Here is a 22,293-nt window from a genome sequence, read left to right on the forward strand (position 1 = left end):
GTCGCCGACCGTCATTTCGCGTCGGCTCTTTCGACTCGCTTACTCCGACGACGCTTCCTCGTCTCCGCGCCCGACCCAGTTGTAACACCGGAATTCGCTCGGGTCGCGGTCATCGGTCAGCATCGCCAGCGGGATGAAGCCCCTCCCGCCCCGCGCACCGACCTTCGTCGCGTCCGCGTCTTCGACGGTCATCGTCGCCGCGCGGAACCGAAACGTCATCTCGATTTCGCCCCGGCCGTCGTCGTCGGCCTCGAACGTCGCGTCGACGCCAGCGGGTGCGACGCCGAACGTCGCCCGTCTGTCGTCGGCCTCGAATCCCAAGTCGTGGCTCGTGATGCCACCCGCGAGGTCGACAAGCCACGACCGCATCTCCTCGGGCGAGAGTGAACGAGACAGCGAGAACGACCCGTCCGCGTCGATGCCGTCGCCGTCGAACGTGAACTCGGGATACTGTAACTCCTCGACTTCCAACGCCTCCTCGCTCGGGTCGATAGGTTCGTCGGCCATCCGTCCGTCCGCTCGTCGGTCGTCGATTTAGCCGTTCACATTTCGCCCCGCGAACGAAACCGCCAGAGGGTCTATCGCGTCCTCTCACTCGTCGTGACGGACTCCGAAAAGTGAAGCACGTAACCCTTATTGAGATTGTCCGCATCCATTAATTTACGATGGCGACTGGAACAGTCGTGTTCTTCAACGACACCGGCGGCTACGGCTTCATCGAGACTGAGGATGCGGACGAAGACGTGTTCTTTCATATGGAGGACATCGGCGGCCCGGACCTCGAAGAGGGGCAGGAAGTGGAGTTCGACATCGAGGCCGCCGAGAAGGGTCCGCGCGCGACGAACGTCACTCGAGTGTAACGTCCAACGACGACACCCGTGCACCGTCGACGAACTGCCCGCACCGCTCGACGCGTCCAACTCTTTCGGTACCGCAATCCGACAGTCGACACCGTCGAGTAGACGTCGCTATATATTCGTGGCTCGTGTTACCGCGCGCCGCAGGTGCGGCACCCGCGGTTCACGTTCGCCGGTCGCTTGATTGCCTGTCGGCACCGAACGCGCTGTCACGAACGCGATTACCGCTCGCCGCGCTCGCGAAGGTCCGCGGCGCGGCCGCGAGTCGCGTCCCGCTCGTCTTCGTTGACCGGGAGAATCGTCGCCCCGAGAGCGGAGTCACGTTAGCGGTCGGGTCCCCCACTGGGAAGCGCCTCGGGAGGGATGTCGACGCCAAAGAATTACTCGCCGAACAGCTGCTCCTCGCGGTCTCTGAGTTCGATGCGACGGATCTTCCCGCTCGACGTCTTCGGCAGTTCGTCGACGAACTCCACTCGCCGCGGGTATTTGTACGGGGCCGTCTCCTCCTTCATGAACTCCTGAATCTCCCCGACCAACTCGTCGTCGCCCTCGCGGCCGTCGGCGAGGATAACGTACGCCTTCACGACGTTACCGCGCTCGTCGTGAGGGCTGGCGACGGCCGCGGCTTCGGCCACCGCGGGGTGCGACACCAGCGCGTCCTCCACCTCGAACGGGCCGATTCGGTAGCCCGCCGAGAGGATGATGTCGTCGGCGCGGCCCTCGAAGAAGAAGTACCCGTCCTCGTCGCGGGAGGCCAGATCGCCCGTTCGGTAGTACTCGCCTGCGAAGGTTTTCTCGTCGAGGTGCGGCTTCTCGTAGTAGCCGTCGAAGATGCCCGGGCAGTCGACCGGAACGGCGATCTCGCCGATTTCGTCGACGCCGAGTTCCTCGTCGTTCTCGTCGATGATGGTGGTTTCGAGCCCCGGCGTCGGCTTACCCATCGCGCCGGGTTTCACGTCGATTCTCGGGTAGTTCGTCACCAGCGCGACGGTCTCGGTCTGGCCGTAGCCGTCGCGGGGCGTCACGCCGAAGGCGTCCCGAATCATCTCGATGGGCTCGCGGTTCAGCGGTTCGCCCGCCGAGAGCGCCGCCTTCAACTTCACGCCGTACTCGTCGAGGTTCGTCTGCGTGAACATCCGGTACTGCGTCGGGACGGCGCAGAGTCGGGTGACGCCCTCGTCGGCCATGATTCCGAGGAACGCGTCGGGGTCGAACTCGCCGTCGTACAGCAGTTGCGTCGCGCCCGTCGTCACCCCGACGCCGACGGGGCTCCAGAACCACTTCGCCCACCCGGTGCCCGTCGTCGCCCAGAGCAGTTCGTCTCCCATGTCCGAATCGGCGGTGACGCCCCACCAGTAGGGAGCGTTGACGAGTTCGAAACAGCGCATCCACCGGTGTTTGTGGAGCACGGGTTTCGGTTGGCCCGTCGTCCCCGACGTGTAGTTGATGGACATCGGGTCCTCGGCGGCGAGGTCGGGGCCGTCGTGGTCGGTCGACCGGTCGGCGACGAGGTCGGCGTAGGAGTGCCAGCCCTCGCGCTCCCCGTCGACGCAGACGAGATTTTCTAACGGCGACTCGTCGACGATAGGGTCGACCATCTCGACGAGGTCGGCGTGGGCGACGATAGTCGTCGCCTCGCAGTCGTTCGCGCGGAACTGGAGGTCTTTCGGCTTCAGCATCGACGAGCAGGGGACTAAGAGCGCGCCGCGTTTGAGCGCGCCCAACTGGATGGCGAACACCTCGGGATGCCGCGGCAGAAGGTGCATCACTCGGTCGCCCTTGCCGACGCCCAGTGCTTCGAGGGCGGTGGCGAACCGGTTCGTGTCGTCGCGGAGATCGGCGTACGTTCGCTCCTCTCGACTGTCCTCACTCAGGAAATGGAAGGCGACTCTGTCGCCGAACGAGTCGGCGTGCGACTCGACGACCGCCGGGAGGTTGTAGTCGGCGGGGATATCCCACTCGAACGACGCGAGCTCGTCATCGTATGAGAGTACCATGCACGCCACGTCGGAACCATACCGGTTAATCATTCGGGTGTTCGCAGGAGAGTCCGGTGAGGGTCCGCCGCGTCGAATCCCAGGTACACTCTCGCTTCGGAGCTCACCAGCTACCTCTCCCTGCTCGCCCGAGACGGGACCGGGCACGTGGTTCGACTCACGCCGAGGAGGGGGTAGGATTCGTCGAAGGGAGCCCTTCAGGCGGGTCACGCCCTTTCGCGTGGCTTTTTGTCCCCACCGTGGGAGTGATACGCATGGAGTACACCACCCTCGGCGACACGGGGATGACCGTCTCGCGAATCTGTCTCGGCTGCATGAGCTTCGGGACGAGCGATTGGCGCGAGTGGGTGTTAGACGAGGAGGCCGGACTGGAGCTCGTCGACCGGGCGATCGACCTCGGAATCAACTTCTTCGACACCGCCAACATGTACTCGAACGGCGAGTCCGAACGCATCCTCGGCAAGGCGCTGGAGGGTCGCCGCGACGAGGCCGTCGTCGCCACGAAGGGCTACTTCCCGATGGACGACGAGGACCCCAACTCAGGGGGGTTGTCGCGCAAGGCCATCGAACAGCAACTCGACGCGTCGCTCGACCGGTTGGGGATGGAGACCATCGACCTCTATCAGACCCATCGCTGGGACTACGACACGCCCATCGACCAGACCGTCGCGGCGCTCGACGACGCGGTCCGCCGCGAGAAGATTCGCTACTTCGGCGCGAGTTCGATGTGGGCCCACCAGCTCTCGGAGGCGCTGTACGCCAGCGACCTGCTCGGCTACGACCGCTTCGTGACGATGCAAAACCATTACAACCTGCTCTACCGCGAGGAGGAGCGCGAGATGCTGCCGCTCTGCGAGAAGGAGAGCGTCGGCGTCATCCCGTGGTCGCCGCTGGCGCGCGGATGGCTCGCCCGGCCGCACGAGGAGGCCCGCTCGACCAAACGCGGCGAGACCGACAGCCTCGCGCACGGTCACCCGTATCTGGAGGGCGGCGGCCGCGAAATCAACGAGCGCGTGCAGGAACTCGCCGAGGAGAAGGGCGTGAAGATGGCCCAGATCGGACTCGCGTGGCTGTTCCACAAGGAGTGGGTCGACGCCCCTATCGTCGGGACGACGAGCATCGAACACCTCGAAGACGCCGTCGAGGCGCTCGACATCGACCTGAGTTCGAGCGAGATGGCGTATCTCGAAGAGCCGTACCGGCCGGTTCGCGTCTCGGGGCACGAGTAACTACGACTGTTCTCAGTCGTCGGCCTCGCCGACTGCCGGCACGACCGCGGAACCCCCGCCCGCCGCCAGTCGCCGCACCGCCCGCGAGGCGACGAGTGCGATACCGATTTCGGTGAGTCCGACGACGACGAACGCGCGGAAGTAGCCGAGCAGTTCGGCGGAGGCCCCGCCGAGCAGAAAGCCGGTCAGAAAGCCGAGACTGCCGAAGATGTTGAACCCGCCCATCGCCGCGCCCCGCTCGTCTTCGGCGGCGATGTCGGTGACGAGCGCCATCGTCGCCGGCGAGACGAGGGCACCGAAGACGCCGACGAGCACCATCGTCCCCGCCGCGAGCGCCAGCGACGGCGACGCGCCGACGACGATGATGGAGACGCCGTAGAGTATCGACCCGACGACGACGGGCAGAAAACGGCCGATGCGGTCCGAGAGCACGCCCAACGGATACTGCAGGAGCGCGAACGGGCCGAAGAACATCGCCAGCACGAGTCCCGCCCCGAACGCGTCGAGGCCGAACGCGTCGCGGAAGTAGTAGATGCCGACGAGCGAGAAAAACCCGGCCGTGAGCCGGTCGATGAAGCCGAACGCGTACGGCACCCGCAGCGCCGGTCGGTCGACGACTTTTCGAAGAATCTCCCGCGGTCCGGCGCGTTCGTCTGTGTCGTCGGTGCCGTCCGCGTCGCTCGCGCCGCTCTCGCTTCGATTCGCGGCGGGCGAACGGTCCGTCACCGTCGCCGTCAGGAGCGCGACGAGACCGAGCAGCGCCGCCGCGCCGTACACGGGTGCGAGCGGGTCGACAATCGAGAGGCGGCCGCCGACGACCGACCCGACGGCCGCGCCGAGGCCGATGGCGATGCCCGCCGCGCCCATGTTGCGGCCGTTGCCGCCGCCGAGGTCCATCAGCATCGTCATCGACAGCGAGAACGCGCCGATGGTGAACGCACCGCCGACGACGCGGATCAGGAGGACGCCGCCGAAGCCGACGCCGAGTGAGGGGACGGCGCTCAACAGGAGGTAGCAGGCCGCGCCGCCGACTGCGCCGACGACGATGAGGGGAACGCGCCGGCCGGTCGCGTCGCTGAGCGCGCCCCAGAGGCCGGCGAAGACGACGAACGCCGCGTACTCGGAGACGAGAAACCACATCCCCGCGTCGAGGTCGCCAGCGCCGCCGAGTGCCTGCACGAGGTCGGAGACACCCGGGTAGAGGAGCACCTGCGACACCAACACCGCCCACACCGAGAGCGCGAGCGTGAGTCGCTCACGTCGCGCCGAATCGCTCATATCGGCCATTCGAATCGACGTCGGAAAGCGCTATCTCTTGCGCGTTCGCGCGTTCGCGCTCAGAACGTCATCGGCGGCATGTCGAGAAACGCCGTCTCGAACCCCTCGTGGCGCGCCGACTGCGGCGGCGTGTCGACGACGAGTTCGAGGTCGTCGTCCGCCGAGAGTCCCTCGACGTTCGCGCCGTAGTGGAAGCCGACTTCGGGGTCCAACGCCGGGTCGAGCGAGACGTCGGTGCCGCCGACGGTCGCCGACAGACCCATGCTCGGAATCACGAGTCCGTTGTGGGGCGTCCGCGGCGAGACGAGGAGGTAGGGACGGTCGCCGAAGCGGCCGCCGGGGACGGCGGTGACGGCGAAGACGGCGTCGCCGCTGGTCTGGGTACCGAACGACTCGCCCGGTAGCGCGTCGGGTGCGGGGGCTCTCCCGACGGGCATCGTCATCCCGCTGGGCATCTCCATCTCCATCGCTTCGAGCGCGCCGGGGTTCCCCTGTCGGTCTTCGAGTATCGTGTACGGGATGTCGTTTCGCTCGCGCTCGCTGTACTCGAACTCCAGTTCGACGCTGGCGGGTTCTTCGAACTTTCCCTCGAACTCGCCGAATCGACGGACGTTCGTGCCCCCGACGTCGACGCGGACGGTGTAGGTTCCGTCGCCCGGTAGCGGCCAGTTGTCGCCGTAGTGAAAGCCCATCCGCTGCGAGAGCATCTCGTAGACGACCTCCTCCTCGCGGTACTCGTCGCCGTCGGTCGTTTCGACCGTGACGCCGCTACTGGGGATGCTGACTCCCGACGCGGCGTCCCAGACGCTCACCATAAGGTGAATCGCGTCGTTCCGCCCGACGTCGACGCGCTCGGTCTGTTGGCCCTGGACGGTCCAGAAGCGGTGCGGCCAGCTGTACATCACACCGACGGCGAGCTCGCCCGTGTTCGCCATCCCCACCATCTTCATCCCCTCCTCGTGGGTCGGGATGTAGGAGGCGGACGGACGGTTCTCCACGAGCGGCGGTTCTCGGCTGGTCGTCGTCTCGAAGAGGTCCGTACAGCCCGCGAGCGAGCCTACGAAACCGGCACCGACAGTGCCGAGAAGGGTCCGTCGTCTCATGAACGCGACTAAGCCTATCGTGCAGTTACGGGTTCTGGTCCGGTTCTCGAAGAAACGCGTCCACGCGCGGACCTCCGGTGGGCGGCGCTCACTGTTCGAGCAACCCGTCGACGAGTCGCGTGAAGCGGTCGACGAATCGCTCGGGCAGCGACGGCGACACCGACGATAGCAGGCGAGCGGTTGCTTCGGGGTGCGCCAGCGCGAGCGTCACGTGGCCGCGGCTATCGTAGCGCTTCTCGACGATCGACTGCTCTTCGAGGCGCTTGGTGTGCCACGAGAGCGTGCTTCTGGCGATGCCGACTTCGCCGGCGACGTCGGTGGGCGTCGCTTCGCCGCGTTCGAGGAGGACGCCGAGCACGTCGCGGGCCGTCTCGCGGCGCACCAGTGCCAGCACGCCGCGTTCCCACTCGTCGAACGTCGACGGGTAGTAGTGGGTCTTGCCGTACAGACGCGTCTCCGCGACCCGCTCGTCGCGGCCGAGTCGGCGGAGGTGGTACTGGACCTGCCCGGGCGCGAGGTCCAGCGTCCGGACGAGTTCGTTGAAGTGGACGCCCGGGTTGTGCCGGACGTGCGCCGCGATACGGTTGCGCGTCGCGCTCATCGTCGCTCACCCATCGGCGACGCCCGTTCGATGCTGCGCGCGTAGTACACCGCCGCGATGACGAGGGCGACCATCACGAAGTCGAGCGCGTGTTCGATGGCGTGGTGGGAGGGAAACGGGATGACGCCGCCGATGGTGAGGACGGCGACGCCGCTTCGGGCCAGAAGCGCCGCGAGCGCCAAGACGACGAGCGTGTGCGAACGCGACTGCCGGCGCAGCAGCGCGATGAGCCCGACGGCGACGATGAGCGTCGAACTGAACCCCGCCAGCACGACGGCGGCCACCTCCGGAGCGCTCATCGTGGGAGCGGCGTGTACTGCGAGCGAGTGCATCTCTATCTGTCCGAGGTTAGGCGTCGACGGTTATGGCTTGATTGGTGTGGTTCTCGAAAGAGGTCGACGGCGAGTTCGCAGCCGCCGCCGGTCGCGTTCTGCGGGTTATTCCGTTCGACACCCGCACCAGAACCCCTATCCGCGAAACGCTCCTAGCGACGACGATGAGTCCGGGGACCGACGAGTGGAGTCGCAGAGACGTGTTGAAAGCCGCCGTCGCCGTCGGCGGCGCGGGTGCGCTCTCGGCCTGTCTCGACCTCACCGACGAACCCGTTCCGGCGGGCATCTCCGACCCCTCGACGCTACCGGAACGACAGCACGCCTGGGACGATCTGCTCACGCGCGACGGCGCGGAGAACGTCGAACTCCCGCGGCACCATACGTTTCTGTATCTGACGCTCGACCGCGAGGGGACGCCGACGTCCGCGGACCGCCGCGTGGTCGAAGAGGCGCTGTCGACGCTGGACCGCGCCTACGAGCGGAGCAACGAGGGTCTCATTCACTCGCTCGCCTTTTCGCCGGCGTACTTCTCGCGCTTCGACGACCCGCTTCCCGAGAACGTCGACCTGCCGGAACCGCGGGCGCTGTCACCGTTCGAGAACCCGACGTTCGACAGACAAGACGCCCTCTTACACTTGACCAGCGACCGCGCCGACGCCCTGTTGGAAGCCGAGGAGGCGTTGACCGGCGAGCGGGACACCGCGAACGGCGTGGCGATGGAGACGCCGCTGTCGGCCGCGTTCTCCGTCGACTCCCGGCGAACGGGGTTCATCGGCAAGGGCATGCCCGCCGAGAAACAGGACGTGGCGGGAGTCCCCGACGGTGACCCGGTGCCCGAGGAGTCGCCGCTGTTCATGGGGTTCAAGGCGGGGTTCGCGGGAAATCAGGCGACCGAGGAGTACGTCACCATCCCCGACGGGCCGTTCGCGGGCGCGACGACTAAACACGTCTCGAAACTCCGCCAGCGACTCGAAGACTGGTACGTCGAGCAGGATTTCGACGACCGGGTCGCCGAGATGTTCAGCCCCGAACACGCCGAACGCGGCCTCGTCGAGGGCGTCGGCGACAACCTCGGCGACCACAGCGGCGTGACGCCCGAGATCGTCGACCGCATCCGCGAGCACGCCCAGCAGTACGGCCGCGTCGGCCACGCTCAGAAAGCCGCCCGCGCCAACCGCGACGACGAGGGGAACGTCCGGCTGCTGCGACGACACGTCGAGTCGACCGACGAGGACGAGGCGAGCCTCCACTTCCCGACGCTCCAGCGTCACATCACCGACTTCGAGGAAGTGAGAGAGGCGATGAACGGCACCGACCTCACGGACGAACCGGCAATCCGGCAGCGGGTGAACAACGGGATTTTGGAGTACATCTTCGTGAAGAACCGCGGGAACTTCCTCGTGCCGCCGCGTCGCCTGCGGGCATTGCCGACGCCGACGGGCGAAGTTCCGGAGTTGTAACCCCTCCCGCTGGCTCAAACCGCCACGACCGCGAGATAATCCACAGCGACAGCACCGTGTAGCCGACCATCAGCGTCGCCAGCGGCGCGTGGGAGGCGAGCGCTGCCTGAGTGACGGGCGCGACCCCGAGAGACGACGTCGGCGATGACGGCGGCGGTGACGACGGCGACGCCCGCGACGGCGACGAGCGCAACGGAGAGAGCGAAGAGCGCGACGGTGATCGGTTCGTCCGTCAAAGGCGACGGGACAACTACACCATGGTGATAGATACTTGTTCACACGGCACGTAGTTCGACGCATGCCTACCGTACAGTTCCGCGGACGCGAGATCGACTGCGAGGAGGGGGCGGTGCTGCGCGACGTGTTACTCGCGGCGGGGCTCTCGCCGCACAACGGACGCGCGCGGCGACTGAACTGCCGAGGTCGCGCCACGTGTGGCACGTGCGCCGTCGAGGTCGACGGGAAGGTGAGCGAGATGATCAGCCGAGAGCGGCGACGTCTCTCGCTTCCGCCGCACAGCCTCGACTCGGGGCTTCGACTCTCCTGTCAGACCCGCGTCGAAGGTGACGTACGGGTGAGAAAGCACGAGGGCCTCTGGGGCCAGCACGTCGACAGTGAGCGCGTCGTCTCGGAGGAGCGCGACGACGCGACCGGTCGCGTCTGAGCGCGCTCAGTACTCGTAGAAGCCCTTGCCCGTCTTCTTGCCGAGGTCGCCGGCGTCGACCTTCCGCTTCAGGAGATAGGCGGGCTTGTAGCGGTCGCCGAGTTCCTCGAACAGCGTCTCGCTGGCGTCCAGACAGATGTCGAGACCGATGTGGTCGGCGAGCGTCAGCGGTCCCATCGGGACGTTCGTGCCGAGTTTCATCCCCTTGTCGATGTCCTCCTTCGAGGCGACGCCCTCGTCGTAGGCGCGGATGCCCTCGTTGAGCCACGGCATCAGGATGCGGTTGGTGACGAAGCCCGGCTTGTCGTCGGACTCCCACGTCTCCTTGTCGAGCTCCTCGGAAAACTCGTGGGCGAAGTCAATGACGTCGGCATCGGTCTTCTCGCCGCGGACGACTTCGACGCCCGTCATGATGGGAACGGGGTTCATGAAGTGCAGGCCGACGACGAGTTCCGGTCGCTCGGTGGCGCTCGCAATGGTCGTAATCGAGAGCGTCGAGGTGTTCGTCGCCAACACCACGCCCTCGTCGGCGACGTCGTCGAGGTCCGCGAAGATGTCCTGTTTGATGTCCATGTTCTCCACCGCCGCTTCGACGATAAGGTCGCAGTCGGCGAGGTCCGACAGCTCCGTCGTCCCCTCGATTCGGCCCTGAATCGCCTCGGCCTCCTCCTCGCCGAGTGTCTCCTTCGAGACGAACCGCGAGAGGCTGTCGTCGATGGCCGAGAACCCGCGGTCGAGGAACTCCTGTTTCAGGTCGCGCATCACCACGTCGTAGCCGGCGGTGGCGGCGACCTGGGCGATGCCGTTGCCCATCGTTCCCGCGCCGACGACTCCGACCGTCCGAATGTCATCGATATTCCGCATAGTTCCGTCTGCTTCGGGGAGCCACCTAAGCGTAGCGGAGCGTCGGCGACGAAGCCCTCGCCCAGGGTCCAGTGGTGTCGCCTCCGACACCTACACGCGTCTCGTTTCATTCCGTTGAACAGACACCTACAGAAACGTTGAAGTGACGATGCCGAAAGAGATAGTTGATTGCTGTGGCAGACAGTACCGAATCAAAGAACGTCCGCGCGCTGCTCGCGCTGCACCACGTCGGACCCAAGACGGCGCAAGCGCTGGACGCCGCGGCCGTGACCGCCGACGACGTACGCCGAAAGCGCGTCTCCTACACGGAACTGGTCGAAGCAGGCGTCCATCCGGGCGTCGCCGCGCGTATCCGTCGGTCCCACTCGCTGTCGTGGTCGTTCGAATCGAGCGGCGCGGACCTCGAACGGCGGTCGGCGCAGGTTCGCGGCCTCGGCGACGCCGAACGGGCGTGGGTCGCCGCGAGTTCGGGCGATTGGGAGTCCCACGATGTCACCGAGGACGAGTCGGACGACGAATGGCCTCGTAGAGCGCCACTGACTCCCGACGTCGCAGAGACGGACGGGAGCGGTGAGTCGGCGGCCGCGGAGGCCGCGTGGCGCGCGCAGAGTCGACCCACCCCGTTGACCGCCCTCGACTCCGTCGACGACGAGGACGCCGCGATGCTCGCCGAGGCCGGAATCATCTCCGTTCGGAGCCTCACGACGGCGGATCCCGAGCACGTCGCCGACGTGCTCGCGCTCGACGCGGCCGCGGTTCGGCGGTGGTACGACGCCGCCCGCCGACACCGCGAGTAAGAATTTACTCATAGAGTAGTAATTTCTGGAACCGCCGGGGCTTCGATTTCGTCCGCTTTTAGCGCCTATCGTGGCGCTGTACGTAGTTTCTCTGCCAGCGGCTATCGACCGAGGATTTATATAGCAGTTCACCGGATTTTGAACCGATGATTCCATCGGCAGATGCGGCCATCACTCGGGACGACAAAGCGTTGATTCTCGCGTACGACCACGGCTTAGAGCACGGTCCGGTGGACTTCGAGGACGTGCCGGAGACGACCGACCCGGAGACGGTGTTCGACATCGCGACCCACGACGCCGTCACGGCGCTGGCGGTTCAGAAAGGTATCGCCGAGGGGTACTACCCCTCCTACGAGGACGACGTCAACCTGCTGTTGAAGCTCAACGGGACGTCGAACCTCTGGATGGGCGAGCCCAACAGCGCAGTGAACTGTAGCGTCGACTACGCCGCCGAACTCGGCGCGAAAGCGATCGGCTTCACCGTCTACGGCGGGTCGAACCACGAGATCGAGATGGTCGAGGAGTTCCGCAAGGCCCACGAGGCCGCCCGCGAGCACGACATGTCGGTCGTGATGTGGTCGTATCCGCGCGGGCAGGGGCTGAAGAACGACACCTCCGCGGACACCATCGCGTACGCCGCGCGGCTGGGTCTCGAACTCGGTGCGGACATCACGAAGGTGAAGTACCCGGGCTCCGCGGAGGCGATGGAGTGGGCCTGTGAGTCCGCCGCCGGGTCGAAAGTCGTGATGAGCGGCGGGTCGAAGACCTCCGACCGGGCGTTCCTCTCGACGGTGGAGACGGCGATGCGCGCCGGGGCCTCCGGTCTCGCGGTCGGACGTAACGTGTTCCAGCGCGAGAACCCGAGGGAACTGCTCGACGCGCTCGAAGCGGTCATCTTCGACGAGAAGACCACCGACGAGGCGCTCGGCCTCATGCCCTCGACGAGCGGCAACCGCGCGACCGCCTCCGACGACTGATGGGACGGTCCACAGACGCGGGTGCGGACGGGGCGACGGAGCGGACGGTCCGCGAGATACTCGAAACCGTCGCCGAGTTGGCACCGACCGTCCGCGACTCCTTGCCCGGCCGCCGCCGGAAGAGCGAGATGGAGAACCCCAGCGGCGAGACGCCGATGGCCGCCGACGTGTACGCCGACGAACTGTTCGAGGAGCACCTCGGGAACCTCGACGGCGTCGGCGAGTACGCCAGCGAGGAACGCGAATCGGTCGTCGAGACGGGCGAGGGGCTCTCGGTCGCCGTCGACCCGCTCGACGGCTCTTCGAACCTGAAGTCGAACAACACGATGGGAACCATCGTCGGCGTCTACGACGCGCCGCTGCCCGCCCGCGGGGAGAACCTCGTCGCCGCGGCGTACGTGCTCTACGGCCCCATCACGACGCTCGTCGCCGCCGTCGGCGACGAGGTGACCGAGTACGTCGTTGACGACGGCGAACTGGGGGCGGTCCGCGAGAACATCACGCTGCCGGACGATCCGACGGTGTACGGCTTCGGCGGCCGAGTCCCCGACTGGCCCGACGCCTTCGAGTCGTACGCCCGGGACGTCGAGTCCGACGACTCGCTGAAGCTCCGCTACGGCGGCGCGATGATCGGCGACATCAACCAGGTGCTCACCTACGGCGGCGTGTTCGCGTATCCGGCGCTGAACTCCGCGCCGAACGGGAAACTGCGTCTCCAGTTCGAGGGGACCCCGATCGGCTACATCATCGAGAGCGCCGGTGGTGCGTCGACGAACGGCACTCGGTCGTTGATGACCGTCGAACCGACGGACCTCCACCAGCGCGTGCCGGTGTACGTCGGTAACCAGTCGCTCGTCGAACGACTGGAGTCGGCGCTCTCCTCGTAAGCGGCGACTCCCATATCTCGTCCGTCGAAACGCCGACCGCCCGGCACGTCGGCGACTGGTCGAGTGGGCCGGCGACCGACCACGATCCGGAGACTCTCCGCGTCGAAACTGTTCGTAATGTATTAATGTCGCTGACACACAGTCCGCGGCATGAGTGAGACCCGTCCGGCGCGTATCCTCTGTGTCGACGACGACGCGAGTCTTCGCGCGCTGACGACGGCGCATCTCGAGCGACAGGGGCTCTCGGTCGTCACCGCTGCGGACGGACCGTCCGCCCTCGACACGCTCGCCGACGGAGAGTTCGACGGCATCGTCAGCGACTTCGAGATGCCGGCGATGGACGGGCTCGAACTGCTGGAGGCGGTGCGAGCGCGACACGAGGCACTGCCGTTCGTCCTCTTCACCGCCAGGGGGAGCGAGGAACTGGCGAGTCGAGCGATTTCGGCCGGCGTCACCGACTACATCAGAAAGAACGGCGGGGCCGACCAGTTCGAGCTGCTCGCCAACCGCGCGGCCAACTACGTCTCGCAGTACCGCGCCGAGCGGGCGCTCGACCGAAGCGAGGAGCGATACCGACGACTCGTCGAGACGTCGCCGTCGCCCATCGGTATCTACACCGAGGATAGCCGCCTCGCGTACGTCAACGAGGCGGCCGTCGGCTACTTCGGTGCCGAGGACGCCGACGATTTGGTCGGGCGGTCGATACTCGAGTTGGTCGACGAGTCGGACCTCGACCGCGCCCGCGAGCGGAGTCGCGGCGTCTTAGAGGAGCGGACGACCGCATCGCCGAGCGAGCTCCACCTCCGCGGCCTCGACGGCCGACCGCTACACGCGGTGTTGGCGACGGCACCCATCACCTTCGAGGGCGACGACGCCGCCCAGATCGTCCTGAACGACGTCACGGAGTTCAGGCGAACGCAGCGGGCGTTCGAGCGCGAGAAACAGTTCACCGACGCCGCGCTGGACGCCCTCGACGACGTGTTCTTCGTGGTTGACACCGACGGCCGACTGACCCGCTGGAACGGGCGGTTAAACGAGGTGACCGGCTACGACGACGCGGAGCTCGACGGGATACTCGCGTCGGCGTTTTTCCCCGACGACGACGCCTGCGTCGAACAGGCCGCCGAGGCGCTGTTCGCGAACGGGACCGTGACGTTCGACGGTGACCTGCTGACGAAGTCGAGTGAACTCGTCCCCTTCGAGGTGCGCGCAGTTCGGATGACCGACGACGGCGACGTCGTGGGCGCGTGTGGCATCGCTCGCGACGTGAGCGAACGACGCGCGCGCGAGCGCGAACTCGAACAGTACCGGACCGTGGTGCAGACTATCCCGGACGCGACCTACGTCTTGGACACCGAGGGCTACATCCAGGTGGTGAACGACGCCCACACCGAGGGAACCGGCGACTCGGTGGAGGACTCCGTCGGCGTCCACGTCAGCCAGTACCTGAACGAGGAGGGAATCGCCCGCGGCCGGCGGGTGATAGAGTCGCTGCTCGCCGACGAGAGCCGGTCCTCGGGGCGCTTCGAGTTCGAAATCGAGAACGTCGACGGGGAGCGCCGCCGGTACGAGGACCACATCTCGGTGCTCATCGACGAAGACGGACAGTTCGACGGCTCCGTCAGCATCGTCCGCGACATCACAGAACACATCGAGCGCGAACGAGCGCTGAGCCGACAGAACGAGCGCCTCGAAGCGTTCGCCAGCGTTGTCAGCCACGACCTCCGAAACCCGCTGAACGTCGTCGACGGCTACCTCGAACTCGCCCGCGAGACGGGCGAGGAGGACCACTTCGACGCGATGAAGCGCGCCCTCGACCGGATGGACAGCCTCATCGACGACCTGCTCTCGCTGGCGCGCAACGGTCAAGTCGTCGACGAACGCGAATCGGTCGAGTTGCGAACCGCCGCCGAACGCGCCTGGGGGTACGTTCCGACGGAGGGGGCGGCGCTCGTGGTCGACGACAGCCACACCGTCGACGCCGACGAAGCCCGACTGCGCGAACTGTTCGAGAACCTCTTTCGGAACTCGGTCGAACACGGCTCGACGTACAATCAGGCGAAGTCTGACGACGCCCTGGAACACGGTTCCACAGGCAGCCGGACGGAGTCCGACGACGCCGTCGAGCGCGGCAACGAGACGGTGACCGTCCGCGTCGGTGCGTCCCCGGAGGGGTTCTACGTCGCCGACGACGGGCCGGGTATTCCCGAAGACGAACGCGACGCCGTACTGGAGTACGGCTACTCGACGAACGAGTCGGGTACGGGTTTCGGGCTCACGATCGTCACCGAGATCGCCGAGGCTCACGGGTGGGAGACCACTGTCTCCGAGAGCGACAGCGGCGGAGCACGGTTCGACTTCCGCACCTGAGGCGTCGTTTCCGCGCCTCAACCGCATCTCAGCCTCCGAAGCTCGAACCCGCTCTCCGGTTCGGCGAGGCGATTCTACATGGAAAACAATTTGCGACCGCCTCACGCAGTCGAGCGTATGAAAGTCCGCATCGGTGAGGGCGCGAGCGACGACGAAGCGAACGCTATCGCCCGAGCGCTGGCGACGCACCTCCGAACCGACGTGTCGGTCCACGTCGGCGACGGCGACGGCCCGGTCGCGGAAGCGACGACCCCGGCCGACGCCTACCCCATCGAGGACGACCTCGAACCCGGCGACCGCGAGGCGGCGCTCCGCGCCGAAATCGAGGATATCCTCGGCGGCGGCCCCGAGAAGTACAAAGAGCGCCTCCCCGAACAGGGGAAACTGTTCGTCCGCGACCGACTCGACCTCTGGTTCGGCGACGAAAACAGCGAGCTCAAGTTCGAGGACGGCAAGTTCGCCGCCTTCGACGAGTGGCACCCCGAGAGCCCCGACGTCGAGGAGGAAGACCCAGGAAACCGACTTCCCGGCGACGGTCTGCTGACGGGTGCCGCGGAGTTCGAGGGCCGCGACCTCCACTTCATGGCCAACGACTTCACTGTCAAGGCGGGGAGCATGGCCCGCCTCGGCGTCGAGAAGTTCCTCCGGATGCAGCACCGCGCGCTCAAGAGCGGCAAACCCGTCCTCTACCTGATGGACTCCTCGGGCGGGCGCATCGACCAGCAGACCGGCTTCTTCGCCAACCGCGAGGGTATCGGGAAGTACTACTACAACCACTCGATGCTCTCGGGCTACGTCCCCCAGATCTGCGTGCTCTACGGGCCGTGCATCGCCGGGGCGGCGTACACGCCCGTCTTCGCCGACTTCACCATCATGGTCGAGGAGATGTCGGCGATGGCCATCGCGTCGCCGCGGATGGTGAAGATGGTCACTGGCGAGGAGATCTCGATGCAGGACCTCGGTGGCCCCGAGGTCCACGCCAAGCACTCGGGAAGCGCCGACCTCGTCGCCCGCGACGAGGAGCACGCCCGCGAACTCGTCTCCAACCTCCTCACGTACCTGCCGAACAAGGCGGGCGAGAAACCGCCGCGGAGCGAGCCCGTGCCGCCGAAGTTCAGTCCCGACGGCATCGACGAACTCATCCCCGAAGCGCCGAACCGCGCCTACGACGCGCTCGACCTGATAGAGCGCGTCGCCGACGCGGAGTCGGTGTTCGAACTCAAACCCGACTACGGCCCGGAGATCGTCACGGCGTTCGTCCGCATCGACGGCCGACCGGTCGGCGTCGTCGCCAACCAGCCCACAGAACGCTCGGGGGCTATCTTCCCCGACGCTGCCGAAAAAGCCGCGGAGTTCATCTGGACCTGCGACGCCTACGAGATCCCGCTGCTCTACCTCTGTGACACGCCGGGGTTCATGGCCGGATCGCAGGTCGAGAAGGACGCGATTTTGGAGAAAGGCAAGAAGTTCATCTACGCCACGTCGTCGGCGACGGTCCCAAAGCAGACCGTCGTCGTCCGGAAGGCGTACGGCGCGGGCATCTACGCGATGGGCGGCCCCGCCTACGACCCCGAGAGCGTCATCGGTCTTCCGTCCGGTGAGATCGGTATCATGGGTCCCGAGGCGGCAATCAACGCCGTCTACCGAAACAAACTCGACGCCATCGAGGACCCCGAGGAGCGCAAACGGCGAACCGAGGAACTGCGCGGGGAGTACCGACGCGACATCGACATCCACCGCATGGCGAGCGAAGTCGTCGTCGACGAGATCGTCCCGCCGAGCGACCTCCGGCGGGAGCTCGTGAATCGCTTCGAGTTCTACGCCGACGTGCAGAAAGACCTCCCGGACAAGAAGCACGGGACGGTTCTCTAAGCACTCGTTACCGTCGACCGCGGCGGCTTAGGCGGTCCGTTCCGGACACTCAACGATAGCACGCGACGCGTACTTCTCCAGTAGTGAGCCGTTGGTGAGGAGTACGCGGCGGATTACCAAGGCTCATTCCTCCGTCCGTGGTGGTAATGAGCAGAGAGGACGTGAGCGGTCTCGGCACCGCCGGAGTGAACGGCACCATCGCACCACACTGGTCGATTTCGACGCTCTCGCAGTACGAACCCCATCTCTGGGCGTTCGCACTTCTCGGGTTCGCACTCGACGTCGGACTGACCGCCTACGGCCTCTCGCTCGGACTCGCCGAGATGAACCCGCTCGCGCGGACGCTCATGGAGACGGCCGGCGTCGTCGAAGCGATGCTGCTGCTCAAAACGTTCTCGCTCGCCGTCGCCTTCGTGGGCTGGAAGATTCTCCCGGTGCTGTATCGGTTCGTCGTCCCCGCCGGCCTCTCGCTGCCGACGTGGGTCGCCGTCGGCATCAACAGTTCGCTGATCATCTCGCTTCTCTGAGCCGGTCGGTGTCTCGCACGGAGTCGCCCGACCGCTGCGTACCTTTTTGAATGAGAGCGCGCCCACCTCCGCCCGTGACGTGACCGTCACCGCGGTTCGGACGAGGCGGGTGTGCGGCTACCCGACCGCGGCGCGAGGAGGACGGCCGCCTGTTCGCCACTACCGCAGCGAGTCGTGCTACTCGTCTTTCTCGGGCCGCTTCAGCGACAGCACCGTCCGGTCGAACTCGCAGACCAACTCCTCCTCGCGCTCTTCGTCGCCGACGACGAACGCTTCGACGTGCATCGTGACGACGCCGCGTTCGCCGTCGCTCGTCTCGCGCTTCTCGGTCACCGTCGACTGCGCGCGGATGGTGTCGCCGTGGAACACCGGCGCGGGATGAGAGACGTCGTCGTACGAGAGGTTGGCGACGATGGTTCCGTCGGTGGTCTCGGGGATCGAGACGCCGACGGCGAGGCTCATCGTATAGAGACCGTTGACGAGACGTTCGCCGAACTGGGTGTCGGCGGCGAACGCCGCGTCGAGGTGCAGCGGTTGCTGGTTCATTGTCATGTCGCAGAACCGCTGGTTGTCACCCTCGCTCACCGTCCGACGCGTCGCGTGGTCGATGGTCTCGCCGACCTCGAACTCCTCGTAGTAGCGTCCGGTCATGGTCGCGGGGTCGGTCGGTCGTCGCAAAATCTTACCGGTCGATGCTGACGTTCCGCGCTCGCCACCTCGCAAAATCTGACTAGACCAAAAATACATTAACAACTATTATGGTGGTCGGAGGGAAACCTCAGACGAATGCTCCGGAGGCGCCACCCGACGGCGAACGCTCCGGGCCGGTCGCACCGGAACTGTGCGATTGCGACACACAGTCATGAGAGAGTCATCTATGGCAGCTAACGGAACATCGAAGGTCGAGGAAGAATCGGAATCGGCGGTCCAGACTGCCCGACGACAGTTGGAGCGAGCGGCGGCCCAGGTCGATGTCGACCCGGGCGTCATTGAGCGTCTGTCGCACCCCGACAAGGTCCACCGGGTGTCGATTCCGCTCCGCCGCGACGACGGGTCGATGGAGGTCTTCACCGGCTACCGCGCCCAACACGACAGCGTCCGGGGACCGTTCAAAGGCGGCCTGCGCTACCACCCGGACGTGAGCACCGAGGAGTGCATCGGACTGTCGATGTGGATGACGTGGAAGTGCGCCGTGATGGACATTCCCTTCGGCGGCGGCAAGGGCGGCATCGTCGTCGACCCGAAGACGCTCAGCGAGAACGAGAAAGAGCGACTCACTCGGCGCTTCGCCGAGGAGCTCCGCGACGTTATCGGGCCGATGCACGACATCCCCGCTCCCGACATGGGGACGGACCCGCAGACGATGGCGTGGTTCATGGACGCCTACTCGATGCAGGAGGGCGAGACGACGCCCGGCGTCGTCACCGGCAAGCCGCCGTCGATCGGCGGCAGCCACGGCCGCGAGGAGTCGCCGGGCCGCAGCGTCGGCATCATCGCCCGCGAGGCCATCGACTACTACGGTTGGGACGTCGAGGAGACGACCGTCGCAGTCCAGGGGTTCGGCAGCGTCGGTGCGAACGCGGCGCGCTTTTTGGACGACCTCGGCACGAAAGTCGTCGCTATCAGTGACGTCAACGGTGCCATCTACGATCCCGACGGCCTCGACACGAAGGACGTGGAAGGCCACGACGAGAAACCCGGCATGGTGTCGGGCTACGACGCACCGGAGACGCTCAGTAACAGTGAACTGCTGGAACTCGACGTCGACATCCTCATCCCCGCGGCCATCGGCAACGCCCTGACTGCCGACAACGCCAACCAGGTACAGGCGGGGATGATCGTCGAAGGCGCGAACGGCCCGACGACTTCGGCGGCCGACGCCATCTTCGAAGAACGAGATATCCCCGTGATTCCGGACATCCTCGCCAACGCCGGTGGCGTCACCGTCTCCTACTTCGAGTGGCTCCAGGACATCAACCGCCGCGCGTGGCCGCTCGACCGCGTCAACGACGAACTCGAGATGGAGATGCTGAAGGCGTGGAACGCGGTCCGAGCGGAAGTCGACGAGCGAGGCGTCACCTGGCGTGACGCCGCCTACATCGTCGCGCTCTCTCGCGTCGCCGAGGCGCACGAGGCGCGCGGACTCTGGCCGTAAGGCGTCTACCGTCGTCTCGCTAAGGCGTCTATCGTCGTCTCGTCTCCGAACCGGGCCGAGCCGCGGTAGACCGACGGGAGTTAAAACGCCGCCCCGCGTCGCTTCGGGTATGTCCCGACGTAGCGTACTCTTCTCGCCGGGTGACCGCCCGGAACTCATGCGGAAAGCGCCGGCGAGCGACGCCGACACCATCGTCTTCGACCTCGAAGACGCCGTCTCGCCCGAGCGGAAGGCCGACGCCCGCGAGGCGATCAGAGACGTGCTCTCGGACTCCGAGTTCGACCCCGACGCCGAAGTCTGCGTTCGCCTCAGCGGCGTCGACCTCGAGGCCGACCTCGACCGGATTCTCGCCGACGGGGCTCGACTCGACGCCGTGATGCTCCCGAAGGTCACGTCGGCGGCAGACGTCGACCGAGCGGCCGACCTGCTCGACGAGCGCGGCCGGAGCCTCCCGGTGCTCGCGCTCGTCGAGAGCGCCGCGGGCGTTCTCGCGGCCGAAGCGATCGCTGCCGCGGACGCAACCGACGCACTGGCGTTCGGAGCTGAGGACCTCGCCGCCGACATCGGCGCGACGCGGACCGAGGAGGGGACGGAGGTACTCTACGCCCGCCAGCACGTCGTTCTCGCGGCGAGCGCGGCCGGCGTCGACGCCCTCGATATGGTGTACACCGACTTCCAAGACCCGGAGGGGTTGGCCGAGGAGACGTCGTTCGGGCTCACTCTCGGCTACGACGGCAAACTGGTCATCCATCCCTCCCAGGTACCGGTCGTCAACGACGCGTTCACGCCGAGTGCCGAGCGAATCGAGTGGGCACAGAAAGTCGTCGCAGCCAAGGAGCGAGCCGACGACGAGGCCCGCGGCGTCTTCCAAGTCGACGGCGAGATGATAGACGGGCCGCTCGTCGCGCAGGCCGAGCGTATCGTCGCGCGGGCGGAGGCGGCGGACCGTCTATAAGGTGTAATATCACTGACGATTGATATAAATTCGACAACCTTTAACCACCCTCCCGCGCGTCTGTGCAACACATGCCTGAGGAGGCCAATCCGTTCGAGAGCTTACAGGAACAGGTCGACGACGCGGCCGCATATCTCGACGTGTCGCCCGACGTGCTCGAACGCCTGAAGAACCCCGAGCGCGTGCTGGAGACGAATCTCTCCGTCGAGATGGACGACGGGCGACTCGAAGTGTTCCGCGCGTACCGTTCGCAGTTCAACGGCGACCGCGGCCCGTACAAGGGCGGCATCCGCTACCACCCGACCGTCTCGCGCGACGAGGTGAAGGCGCTGTCGGGGTGGATGGTGTACAAGACCGCCGTCGTCGACATCCCCTACGGCGGCGGGAAGGGCGGCATCGTCATCGACCCCGACGAGTACAGCGAGAGCGAACTCAAACGCATCACCCGGTCGTTCGCCACGGAGCTCCGCCCGATTATCGGTGAGGACCAGGACATCCCCGCACCCGACGTCAACACCGGCCAGCGGGAGATGAACTGGATAAAGGACACCTACGAGAGACTGGAGAACACGACTGCTCCGGGCGTCGTCACGGGCAAAGCCATCGACTCCGGCGGGAGCGAGGGTCGCGTCGAAGCGACCGGTCGGTCGACGATGCTCACCGCCCGCGAGGCGTTCGACTACCTCGGCGTGGAGATGGAGGGTGCGACGGTCGCGGTGCAGGGCTACGGCAACGCCGGGTCCATCGCGGCGTATCTCATCGAAGACCTCGGCGCGAACGTCGTCGCCGCCTCCGATTCCAGCGGCGCAATCTACAACCCCGACGGCTTCGACGCGCGGAAGGCCAAGGAGTACAAAGCCGAGACGGGCAGTCTCAGCGGGTTCGACGGTGCGAGCGAGGAGATGACCAACGAGGACCTGCTCACGCTCGACGTCGATCTCCTCGTTCCCGCCGCGCTCGAAAACGCCATCGACGGCGACCTCGCCCGCGACGTGCAGGCGGACGTCATCGTCGAGGCGGCGAACGGGCCGCTGACGCCCGAAGCGGACGGCGTGCTCACAGAACGCGACGTGGCCGTCATCCCCGACATCCTCGCCAACGCCGGCGGCGTCACCGTCTCGTACTTCGAGTGGGTTCAGAACCGCCAGCGCTTCCACTGGTCCGAAGAACGCGTCAACGACGAACTGGAGACGGTCATCGTCGGCGCCTTCGAGGACCTCGTCGACGCCTACGAGTCAAACGACGTGCCGAACTTCCGCACCGCCGCCTACGTCGTCGCCATCCAGCGCGTCGTCGACGCCTACGAACAGGGCGGCAACTGGCCGTAGGCGCTCGCTGTCTCCATCTCTCGTCTCCCCACCACTCCGT

Annotated in this window: 22 protein-coding genes; 13 read left to right on the forward strand and 9 right to left on the reverse strand. The window is 66.4% G+C overall.

What is annotated here, in order from left to right; genetic code table 11:
* Positions 1 to 39: 39 nt before the first annotated feature.
* Positions 40 to 507: a hypothetical protein gene (locus LAQ73_RS00440; RefSeq protein ID WP_224269291.1), complete on the reverse strand. Its 468-nt coding sequence runs from the start codon at positions 505 to 507 to the stop codon at positions 40 to 42.
* 158 nt (positions 508 to 665) lie between these two features.
* Between LAQ73_RS00440 and LAQ73_RS00445 the strand changes: the two genes are divergently transcribed.
* Positions 666 to 860: a cold-shock protein gene (locus tag LAQ73_RS00445; protein WP_224269292.1), complete on the forward strand. Its 195-nt coding sequence runs from the start codon at positions 666 to 668 to the stop codon at positions 858 to 860.
* 377 nt (positions 861 to 1,237) lie between these two features.
* Here the strand turns inward: LAQ73_RS00445 and LAQ73_RS00450 are convergent, their stop codons facing one another.
* Positions 1,238 to 2,854, reverse strand: a complete 1,617-nt coding sequence (locus LAQ73_RS00450; protein ID WP_224269293.1) for an acetate--CoA ligase — start codon at positions 2,852 to 2,854, stop codon at positions 1,238 to 1,240.
* Positions 2,855 to 3,108: 254 nt separating this feature from the next.
* Here LAQ73_RS00450 and LAQ73_RS00455 point away from each other — a divergent pair, with 254 nt between their 5' ends.
* Positions 3,109 to 4,083 (forward strand): aldo/keto reductase, encoded by a 975-nt coding sequence (locus tag LAQ73_RS00455; RefSeq protein WP_224269294.1) that lies wholly within the window; start codon positions 3,109 to 3,111, stop codon positions 4,081 to 4,083.
* A 12-nt stretch (positions 4,084 to 4,095) separates the two neighbouring features.
* Here the strand turns inward: LAQ73_RS00455 and LAQ73_RS00460 are convergent, their stop codons facing one another.
* The 4 genes from LAQ73_RS00460 to LAQ73_RS00475 all read right to left on the reverse strand — a co-directional run bounded on the left by LAQ73_RS00460 (position 4,096) and on the right by LAQ73_RS00475 (position 7,397).
* Positions 4,096 to 5,361 (reverse strand): MFS transporter, encoded by a 1,266-nt coding sequence (locus tag LAQ73_RS00460; RefSeq protein WP_224269295.1) that lies wholly within the window; start codon positions 5,359 to 5,361, stop codon positions 4,096 to 4,098.
* A gap of 59 nt (positions 5,362 to 5,420) precedes the next feature.
* Entirely contained in the window at positions 5,421 to 6,464 is a 1,044-nt protein-coding gene (locus LAQ73_RS00465) for an iron transporter (protein ID WP_224269296.1), read from the reverse strand.
* Between the two features lie 88 nt (positions 6,465 to 6,552).
* A complete protein-coding gene (locus LAQ73_RS00470; protein ID WP_224269297.1) occupies positions 6,553 to 7,065 on the reverse strand; it encodes a winged helix-turn-helix transcriptional regulator in 513 nt (170 codons plus the stop codon).
* Positions 7,062 to 7,397, reverse strand: a complete 336-nt coding sequence (locus tag LAQ73_RS00475) for a DUF7471 family protein (RefSeq protein ID WP_224269298.1) — start codon at positions 7,395 to 7,397, stop codon at positions 7,062 to 7,064. The genes LAQ73_RS00470 and LAQ73_RS00475 overlap by 4 nt, the downstream gene beginning before the upstream one ends.
* 164 nt (positions 7,398 to 7,561) lie before the next feature.
* Between LAQ73_RS00475 and LAQ73_RS00480 the strand changes: the two genes are divergently transcribed.
* A complete protein-coding gene (locus LAQ73_RS00480) occupies positions 7,562 to 8,857 on the forward strand; it encodes a DUF7405 family protein (protein ID WP_224269299.1) in 1,296 nt (431 codons plus the stop codon).
* 14 nt (positions 8,858 to 8,871) lie between these two features.
* Here LAQ73_RS00480 and LAQ73_RS00485 read toward each other — a convergent pair whose 3' ends face one another.
* Entirely contained in the window at positions 8,872 to 9,093 is a 222-nt protein-coding gene (locus LAQ73_RS00485) for a hypothetical protein (RefSeq protein ID WP_224269300.1), read from the reverse strand.
* A gap of 62 nt (positions 9,094 to 9,155) precedes the next feature.
* Between LAQ73_RS00485 and LAQ73_RS00490 the strand changes: the two genes are divergently transcribed.
* Positions 9,156 to 9,521, forward strand: coding sequence for a 2Fe-2S iron-sulfur cluster-binding protein (locus LAQ73_RS00490; RefSeq protein WP_224269301.1), 366 nt, complete (start codon positions 9,156 to 9,158; stop codon positions 9,519 to 9,521).
* A 6-nt stretch (positions 9,522 to 9,527) separates the two neighbouring features.
* Here LAQ73_RS00490 and LAQ73_RS00495 read toward each other — a convergent pair whose 3' ends face one another.
* Entirely contained in the window at positions 9,528 to 10,385 is an 858-nt protein-coding gene (locus tag LAQ73_RS00495) for a 3-hydroxyacyl-CoA dehydrogenase family protein (protein WP_224269302.1), read from the reverse strand.
* Between the two features lie 173 nt (positions 10,386 to 10,558).
* Here LAQ73_RS00495 and LAQ73_RS00500 point away from each other — a divergent pair, with 173 nt between their 5' ends.
* From LAQ73_RS00500 to LAQ73_RS00525, 6 genes are all read left to right on the forward strand, one after another.
* On the forward strand, positions 10,559 to 11,182 hold the full coding sequence (locus LAQ73_RS00500; protein WP_224269303.1) for a DUF7409 domain-containing protein: 624 nt from the start codon (positions 10,559 to 10,561) through the stop codon (positions 11,180 to 11,182).
* Positions 11,183 to 11,328: 146 nt separating this feature from the next.
* Positions 11,329 to 12,159, forward strand: a complete 831-nt coding sequence (locus LAQ73_RS00505) for a class I fructose-bisphosphate aldolase (RefSeq protein ID WP_224269304.1) — start codon at positions 11,329 to 11,331, stop codon at positions 12,157 to 12,159.
* Complete coding sequence (locus LAQ73_RS00510; protein WP_224269305.1) at positions 12,159 to 13,046, forward strand: class 1 fructose-bisphosphatase; 888 nt, start codon at positions 12,159 to 12,161, stop codon at positions 13,044 to 13,046. The genes LAQ73_RS00505 and LAQ73_RS00510 overlap by 1 nt, the downstream gene beginning before the upstream one ends.
* 150 nt (positions 13,047 to 13,196) lie before the next feature.
* Positions 13,197 to 15,416 (forward strand): PAS domain S-box protein, encoded by a 2,220-nt coding sequence (locus LAQ73_RS00515; protein ID WP_224269306.1) that lies wholly within the window; start codon positions 13,197 to 13,199, stop codon positions 15,414 to 15,416.
* 117 nt (positions 15,417 to 15,533) lie between these two features.
* The gene (locus tag LAQ73_RS00520; protein WP_224269307.1) at positions 15,534 to 17,288 is read left to right on the forward strand and encodes an acyl-CoA carboxylase subunit beta; all 1,755 of its coding nucleotides are present in this window, start codon (positions 15,534 to 15,536) and stop codon (positions 17,286 to 17,288) included.
* 146 nt (positions 17,289 to 17,434) lie between these two features.
* Positions 17,435 to 17,815, forward strand: a complete 381-nt coding sequence (locus LAQ73_RS00525; RefSeq protein WP_224269308.1) for a DUF5658 family protein — start codon at positions 17,435 to 17,437, stop codon at positions 17,813 to 17,815.
* Positions 17,816 to 17,992: 177 nt separating this feature from the next.
* Here the strand turns inward: LAQ73_RS00525 and LAQ73_RS00530 are convergent, their stop codons facing one another.
* Positions 17,993 to 18,466 carry a MaoC family dehydratase gene (locus LAQ73_RS00530; RefSeq protein ID WP_224269309.1) on the reverse strand — a complete coding sequence of 158 codons (474 nt, stop codon included), beginning with the start codon at positions 18,464 to 18,466 and terminating at the stop codon, positions 17,993 to 17,995.
* A gap of 226 nt (positions 18,467 to 18,692) precedes the next feature.
* Here LAQ73_RS00530 and gdhB point away from each other — a divergent pair, with 226 nt between their 5' ends.
* The 3 genes from gdhB to LAQ73_RS00545 all read left to right on the forward strand — a co-directional run bounded on the left by gdhB (position 18,693) and on the right by LAQ73_RS00545 (position 22,253).
* Positions 18,693 to 19,970: a glutamate dehydrogenase GdhB gene (gdhB, locus tag LAQ73_RS00535; protein WP_224269310.1), complete on the forward strand. Its 1,278-nt coding sequence runs from the start codon at positions 18,693 to 18,695 to the stop codon at positions 19,968 to 19,970.
* Between the two features lie 109 nt (positions 19,971 to 20,079).
* Positions 20,080 to 20,925, forward strand: coding sequence for an HpcH/HpaI aldolase/citrate lyase family protein (locus LAQ73_RS00540; RefSeq protein ID WP_224269311.1), 846 nt, complete (start codon positions 20,080 to 20,082; stop codon positions 20,923 to 20,925).
* A 71-nt stretch (positions 20,926 to 20,996) separates the two neighbouring features.
* Positions 20,997 to 22,253 carry a Glu/Leu/Phe/Val family dehydrogenase gene (locus LAQ73_RS00545; protein WP_224269312.1) on the forward strand — a complete coding sequence of 419 codons (1,257 nt, stop codon included), beginning with the start codon at positions 20,997 to 20,999 and terminating at the stop codon, positions 22,251 to 22,253.
* The last annotated feature ends 40 nt before the right edge of the window (positions 22,254 to 22,293 follow it).

The sequence above is a fragment of the Haloprofundus salinisoli genome, assembly GCF_020097815.1.
GTDB classification, from domain to species: Archaea; Halobacteriota; Halobacteria; order Halobacteriales; family Haloferacaceae; genus Haloprofundus; species Haloprofundus salinisoli.